The sequence below is a fragment of the Cupriavidus sp. 207A1 genome (assembly GCF_057798955.1).
The window spans coordinates 1-7,358 of record NZ_JBYOJO010000031.1; the positions used below are offsets into that span (position 1 = coordinate 1).

Sequence of the window (7,358 nt, forward strand, 5' to 3'; positions counted from 1 at the left end):
GCTTCATGCCGATGCTGATGACCGCCGCCGGCACCGTCAAGGCCGCGCGCGTGCTGATCCTGGGCGCCGGCGTCGCCGGCCTGCAGGCCATCGCCACCGCCAAGCGCCTGGGCGCGGTGATCGAAGCCTCCGACGTGCGCCCCGCGGTCAAGGAGCAGATCGAATCGCTCGGCGGCAAGTTCCTCGACGTACCGTTCCTGACCGACGAAGAGCGCGAGATCGCGCAGGGCGTGGGCGGCTATGCTCGCCCGATGCCGCCGGATTGGATGAAGCGCCAGGCCGAGCTGGTGCACCAGCGCGCCATCCAGGCCGACATCGTCATCACCACCGCGCTGATCCCGGGCCGCAAGGCGCCGGTGCTGCTGCAGGAAGCGACCGTGCAGCAGATGAAGCCGGGCTCGGTGGTGGTCGACCTGGCCGCCGCGCAGGGCGGCAACTGCCCGCTGACGGTGGCCGACCAGGTGGCCAACCACAACGGCGTGATCCTGATCGGCCATACCAACCTGGCCAGCATGGTGGCGGCCGACGCCTCGGCGCTCTATGCCCGCAACGTGCTGGACTTCCTCAAGCTGGTCGTCGACAAGGACGGCGAGTTCACGCTCAACCTCGAAGACGACATCGTCGCCGCCTGCCTGATGACGGGACGCAAGCAAGCGGCGCTGGCCGGCTGATGCAAAGGAGACCTCAATGGAAATGGTTAGCCACACGGTGATCAACCTGATCATCTTTGTCCTGGCGATCTACGTGGGCTACCACGTGGTCTGGACCGTTACCCCCGCGCTGCATACGCCGTTGATGGCGGTGACCAATGCGATCTCGGCCATCATCATCGTTGGCGCCATGCTGGCCGCCGGCCTGACCGAGGGCTATGTTGGCCGCGCAATGGGCACGCTGGCGGTGGCGCTGGCGGCGGTCAATGTGTTCGGCGGCTTCCTGGTCACCCAGCGCATGCTGGAGATGTTCAGGAAGAAGGCACCCAAGGCGCAGGCTGAAGCAAAGGGGCAGCCTGGCGGCAAACTGTCGGAGGTAGCGCAATGAACGGCCTGTCGATGAATCTGGTGACGCTGTCTTACCTGGGCGCGTCGGTCTGCTTTATCCAGGCGCTCAAGGGGCTGTCACACCCGACCACCGCCCGGCGCGGCAACGGCTTCGGCATGGCCGGCATGGCGGTGGCAGCACTCACCACGGTGGCGCTGATCTTCAAGCTGAAGAGCGAGCTGCTGTCCGGCCGGGCGGATGCATCAGCGCCCGGCACCGGCCTGGCGCTGATACTGGCCGCGCTGGTGGTGGGCGGCGGCATCGGCGCCTACGTGGCCAGGAAAGTGCAGATGACCAAGATGCCCGAGCTGGTGGCGGCGATGCACTCGCTGATCGGCCTGGCGGCGGTGCTTATTTCGGTGGCGGCAGTGGCGGAGCCCGCCGCGTTCGGCATCACGGCTGCCGGTTCGCGTGATATCCCGCTCGGCAACCGGATCGAGCTGTTCATTGGCTGCTTTGTCGGCGCCATCACCTTCTCGGGCTCCGTGATCGCCTTCGGCAAGCTGGCCGGGCGCTACAAGTTCCGCCTGTTCCAGGGCGCGCCGGTGGTGTTCGCCGGCCAGCACTGGCTGAACCTGCTGCTCGCGGTGGCCATGGTCGGTTTCGGCATCGCCTTCTTCCTGACACAGGCGTGGGAGCCGTTCCTGGTGATGCTGGCAATTGCCTTCGTGCTGGGCGTGCTGATCATCATCCCGATCGGCGGCGCCGACATGCCGGTGGTGGTGTCGATGCTGAATTCGTACTCGGGCTGGGCCGCGGCGGGCATCGGCTTCTCGCTGAACAACCCGATGCTGATCATCGCCGGCTCGCTGGTGGGATCAAGCGGTGCCATCCTCTCGTACATCATGTGCAAGGCGATGAACCGCTCGTTCTTCAACGTGATCCTGGGCGGCTTCGGCAGCGACGCCACGTCCGCAAGCGGGCCGGCAGCGCAGGCGCAGCGCAACGTGAAGTCGGGCTCGGCCGACGACGCCGCCTTCCTGATGGGCAATGCGGAGACGGTCATCATTGTGCCTGGCTACGGTCTGGCGGTCGCGCGCGCCCAGCACGCGCTCAAGGAGCTGACCGAGGCCCTCACGGAAAAGGGCGTAACCGTGAAATACGCGATCCATCCGGTGGCTGGCCGCATGCCCGGCCACATGAACGTGCTGCTGGCCGAGGCAGAAGTGCCGTACGACCAGGTCTTCGAGATGGAAGACATCAACAGCGAGTTCGGCCAGGCCGACGTGGTGCTGGTGCTGGGCGCAAACGACGTGGTCAATCCGGCGGCCAAGACCGATCCCAAGTCGCCGATCGCCGGGATGCCGATCCTGGAGGCGTACAAGGCCAAGACCATCATCGTCAACAAGCGCTCGATGGCCGCAGGCTACGCCGGCCTGGACAACGAGCTGTTCTACATGGACAAGACCATGATGGTGTTCGGCGACGCCAAGAAGGTGGTCGAGGACATGCTCAAGGCCGCCTGAGCCGCAGCATTCGCAGCAATACAGAGGAGACAAGCAATGAACCAGCAAGGACGCGAGCTCGGCCTGTTTGCCGATCTGGACGGCAAGGTAGCGCTGGTAACCGGGGCCTTTGGCGGTTTGGGCCTGCACTTTGCGCAGACGCTGGCGCGCGCAGGCTGCAAGGTGGCACTGGCTGGCCGGCGCGTGGCCGAAGGCGAGGCCGTGCTGGCCGACCTGCGCAGGCAGGGCGGGCAAGGCTGCGTGGTGTCGCTCGACGTCAGGGATCCGGCATCGGTCGGTGCCGCGTTCGAGGCGGCGCACCGGCAGCTGGGACCGGTCCAGGTAGTCGTCAACAGCGCCGGCATCGCCACCACCGGGCCGGCCATGGAGGTAGAGGAGGGCGCCTGGCAAAGCGTGATCGACACCAACCTGAACGGCGCCTGGCGCGTGGCGCAGTGCGCGGCGCGGATGATGCGCGCAGCCGGCGGCGGCAGCATCGTCAACATCGCGTCGATCCTCGGCCTGCGCGTGGCGCAACAGGTGCCCGCATACACCGCCGCGAAGGCAGGCCTGATCCACCTGACGCGCTCGCTGGCGCTGGAATGGGCGCGTTACGGCATCCGCGTCAACGCGCTGGCGCCGGGCTACTTCGAGACCGACATCAACCGCAGCTTCTTCGAGAGCGACAGCGGCCGGGCCATGATCGCGCGCATTCCGCAGCGCCGGCTCGGCCAGCCCGGCCAGCTCGACGGCGCGCTGCTGTTGCTGGCCTCGGATGCGTCCGACTACATGACAGGCACGGTCCTGCCGGTTGACGGCGGCCACTCCATCAACTCGCTCTGAGACACATACCCATGTTCACTCCCTGTCCGACCGAACGCAGCCGGGCCATCGCCGATCGCGTCGAGTCCTTTGTGCGCAAAGTCGTCGCGCCCTACGAGCGCGACCCCCGTTACGGTGCGCATGGCCCGTCGGCGGACCTGGTCGACGAACTGCGCGCCAAGGCGCGCGAGGCGGGCGTCATGACGCCGCACATCCTCGATGATGGCAGCCACCTGACGCAGCTGGAGACCGCAGCCGTGCTCAAGCGCTCCGGGCTGTCGCCGCTGGGTCCTGTGGCCGTCAATACCATGGCCCCCGACGAGGGCAATATGTTCCTGCTCGGCAAAGTCGCCACCCCGGAACAGAAGCGGCGCTTCCTCGACCAGCTTGTCAGTGGCGCAGCCCGCTCGGCCTTCTTCATGACCGAGCCTGCCGAGGATGGCGGCGCCGGCTCGGATCCGTCAATGCTGCAGACCACCGCGGTGAAGCGGGGCGACGAGTGGGTCATCAACGGGCGCAAGATGTTCATCACTGGCGCGGAAGGGGCTTCGGTCGGCATTGTGATGGCGCGCACTGGCGAGGGCGGCAAGGTGCAGTCCACCATGTTCCTGGTGGACCTGCCCGATCCCGCCATTCGAATCGAGCGTGTGCTGGACACCATCGACAACTCGATGCCCGGCGGGCATGCCCTGATCGTCATCGACAACCTGCGGGTGCCGGCCAGCCAGGTGCTTGGCGAGATCAACGAAGGCTTCCGCTATGCCCAGGTCAGGTTGTCGCCCGCCCGCCTTTCGCATTGCATGCGCTGGCACGGCTGCGCCACGCGTGCGCATGAGATCGCCACGGCCTACGCGACCACGCGCAAGGCATTTGGCAAGCTGCTGATCGACCATGAAGGCGTAGGATTCATGCTGGCCGAGAACCTGATCGACCTGCAGCAGGCGGCATTGATGATCGACTGGTGCGCCGGCGTGCTCGATGGCGGTGCGGGGGGGACCAACGAGAGCTCGATGACCAAGGTGGCGGTGTCCGAGGCGGTGTTCCGCGTGGCCGACCGTTGCGTGCAGATCATGGGCGGCTCGGGGGTCTCGCGCGACTCCATCGTCGAGCAGGTGTTCCGTGAAGTCCGCGCCTTCCGCATCTACGACGGCCCCACCGAGGTACACAAATGGTCGCTGGCAAAGATGATCAAGCGCAAGACCCTGAGCGGGGAGGCGAGCCATGGCTAGCGCGCAAGCGTTCGCCGGCACAGGGCCGGTGCGCGACCAGCATCGCTTCGACCAGGCTGCGCTGGAGCGCTGGATGGCGCGTAACGTGGCGGGATACGCCGGACCGCTGACGATCGACCAGTTCAAGGGCGGGCAGTCCAATCCTACCTATCGCCTGCGTACGCCCGGGCGCAGCTATGTGCTGCGACGCAAGCCACCCGGCGAGCTGGTCAAAGGCGCCCACGCCGTGGAACGCGAAGCCAGGGTGATGGCGGCGCTGGGCCAGGCGGGCTTTCCGGTACCCCGGATCCACGGGCTCTGCACCGACGACGCGGTGATCGGCAGTTGGTTCTTCGTCATGGATCTCGTCGAGGGCCGGATCTTCTGGGATGCCGGTTTTTCCGATGTGGCGCCGGGCGAGCGTGCGGGCTACATGGACGCCATGAATGCCACGCTGGCCAGCCTCCACACCATCGATCCGGCTGCCGTCGGCCTGGGCGACTACGGCAAGCCTGGCGGCTACGTCGCCCGCCAGGTCGCGCGCTGGTCGGAGCAGTACCGCAGCGACGAGCTGGCCGGCCGGCATCCTGCGATGGACCAACTGGTCGACTGGTTGCCCCGGCATCTGCCCGCCGCCGATGAGGTTGCCATCACCCACGGCGATTTCCGCGCCGACAACCTGATCTTCCATCCCACTGAGCCGCGGGTGCTGGCGGTGCTGGACTGGGAACTGTCGACGCTGGGCGATCCGCTTGCCGACTTTGCCTATCACGCCATGATGTTCCGCATGCCGCCCGATATCCTGGGCGGCATCGCGGGGCGGGACCTGGCGGCAGCGGGATTGCCCGACGAGGCCGCCTATGTCGAAGCCTACTGCCGCCGCACCGGACGCCGGGGCATTGGCAACCTGGATTTCTACATCGCTTTCAACATGTTCCGCTTCGCAGCGATTCTCCATGGCATCAAGGCCCGCGCCGCACGCGGCACGGCGTCCAGCGCCGACGCGCGTGCCATGGGCGAGCGCTTCGCGCGGGTGGCTGATCTTGCTTGGATACAGGCGCAGCGCGTTATGGCTTGAGCAGGCGGCGTGAGGGCCTATGGTGGCTGCCGAACTGCTGGCAGCCATCTCCGAAATCAACTTTATTTGACATAACACTTATTATGCGAAACGTAGGTGTTGGCCGTTTTTAGTAATGTCACCTTTGCCATGGTTAGAGATGTCACCTGAGCCTGAGTCCCCGTACGCTGCGAGTTTCGTCGGGCGCTACGGGAGGCAGCCATGCGCGAACGGGATTTGGTGACCATGAGCATGCGTGAAGTTGACCGGATGAAGGTGATCCAAGCTGTCGCCGATGGGCACTTGGCGCGCTGGCGAGCAGCCGAGCGCTTGGGCATCAGCGCCCGGCACGTCAGGCGGCTTGTTCTGCGACTGTTGGAGGACGGCCCCAGTGGACTGATCTCGCGCAAGCGCGGTCGCCCCGGTAACCGGCAATTGCCGCCGGGCCTCGAATCCCGGGTGCGTGGCCTGATTCGCGACAGCTATGCCGACTTCGGCCCGACCCTCGCCTGGGAGAAGCTGCGCGAGCGCCACGGCATCGAAGTCTCGCCAGCCTGCGTTCGCCGCATCATGATCGACGCGGGCTTCTGGGTGCCGCGCAAGCTGCGCCCGCCCAAGGTGCACCAGCCGAGGAACCGCCGCGCCTGCCTGGGTGAGCTGGTGCAGATCGACGGCTCCGACCACGCCTGGTTCGAGGACCGGGCGCCGGCCTGCACGCTGCTGGTCTACGTCGATGACGCGACCGGGCGCCTGATGCAGCTGCTGTTCGTGCCGACCGAATCCACGCCGGCGTATTTCACCGCCACGCGCGCCTATGTCGAGCGCCATGGCAAGCCGATGGCGTTCTATTCGGACAAGGCCGGCATCTTCCGCGTCAACGCCAGGGACAGCGCCGAGGGCCGCGGCTACACCCAGTTCGGGCGCGCGCTGTTCGAGCTCAATATCGACATCCTGTGCGCCAATTCGAGCCCGGCCAAGGGCCGCGTGGAGCGGATGAACGGCACCTTGCAGGACCGGCTGGTCAAGGAGCTGCGGCTGCGCGGCATCAGCACGATGGCCGCCGCCAACGCCTTTGCCCCGCACTTCATCGCCGACTTCAATGCGCGCTTCGCCAAGGTGCCCAAGCGCGATTTCGATGCGCACCGGCCGCTGCGCGGCGACGAGGACCTGGCGCGGATCTTCAGCTGGCGCGAATGGCGCAAGGTCTCGCAAAGCCTCACGCTGCAGTACGACAAGGTGATGTACTTGCTCGCGGACCGGCCCGAGCACCGGCGCCTGATTCATCGGTATATCGAGGTGGCCGAGTATCCGGACGGGCGCATCGAGCTGTGGGCCGATGGCGCTGCCCTGCCCTACACCACTTATGACCGGCTCGGCGAGATGGACCAGGGTGCGATCGTCGAGAACAAGCGGTTGGGAGCGGTGCTGGCGCTGGCTGCCAAGGTGCAGGCGCAGCGCGACGATCGCCAGCAGGCGGGGCCGTCGCGCACGCTGCAGGGTGAACCCGCTCGGCCCCATCGCGCGCCGCTGAACGTCAAGCGGCAGCGGCTGATCAACCGGCTCGATCTGGAACGCGCGCTGGCGCCCGCGCCGCTGCAGCGGAACGCGGACCTTTTAACTTTGCCCACCGCGAATCCACCGCCCCACCCTGCGCTGAATTCAGTCACGTCAGGCCAGCGCCACCGCCCTACTTCTACCCCGCAAAAGAACCCAACCCCGCACAAAAAGCACGCCCATGCCGACATTTGAATTTAGCGGAAGAGACGACCTTTCAAAACCGCCTAGACA

7 protein-coding genes are annotated in these 7,358 nt (G+C 66.5%); all 7 read left to right on the forward strand.

All coding sequences use genetic code 11. The features are described from left to right. On the forward strand, nt 1-671 hold a 671-nt coding region (locus tag AC3FMM_RS31235), incomplete at its 5' end, for a Rossmann-fold NAD(P)-binding domain-containing protein (protein ID WP_488688316.1). A gap of 16 nt (nt 672-687) precedes the next feature. Beyond that, entirely contained in the window at nt 688-1,038 is a 351-nt protein-coding gene (locus AC3FMM_RS31240) for an NAD(P) transhydrogenase subunit alpha part 2 (RefSeq protein ID WP_115700552.1), read from the forward strand. Then, nucleotides 1,035-2,504, forward strand: a complete 1,470-nt coding sequence (locus AC3FMM_RS31245) for an NAD(P)(+) transhydrogenase (Re/Si-specific) subunit beta (protein WP_488688318.1) — start codon at nt 1,035-1,037, stop codon at nt 2,502-2,504. Before AC3FMM_RS31240 ends, AC3FMM_RS31245 begins: the two co-directional genes overlap by 4 nt. 36 nt (nt 2,505-2,540) lie before the next feature. Beyond that, complete coding sequence (locus AC3FMM_RS31250) at nt 2,541-3,326, forward strand: SDR family NAD(P)-dependent oxidoreductase (protein WP_473703959.1); 786 nt, start codon at nt 2,541-2,543, stop codon at nt 3,324-3,326. Nucleotides 3,327-3,337: 11 nt separating this feature from the next. Next, nucleotides 3,338-4,534, forward strand: a complete 1,197-nt coding sequence (locus AC3FMM_RS31255) for an acyl-CoA dehydrogenase family protein (protein WP_488688320.1) — start codon at nt 3,338-3,340, stop codon at nt 4,532-4,534. Then, nucleotides 4,527-5,591, forward strand: coding sequence for a phosphotransferase (locus AC3FMM_RS31260; RefSeq protein ID WP_488688321.1), 1,065 nt, complete (start codon nt 4,527-4,529; stop codon nt 5,589-5,591). The genes AC3FMM_RS31255 and AC3FMM_RS31260 overlap by 8 nt, the downstream gene beginning before the upstream one ends. 225 nt (nt 5,592-5,816) lie before the next feature. Next, nucleotides 5,817-7,319: an ISNCY family transposase gene (locus tag AC3FMM_RS31265; RefSeq protein ID WP_414249619.1), complete on the forward strand. Its 1,503-nt coding sequence runs from the start codon at nt 5,817-5,819 to the stop codon at nt 7,317-7,319. Nucleotides 7,320-7,358 lie beyond the last annotated feature (39 nt).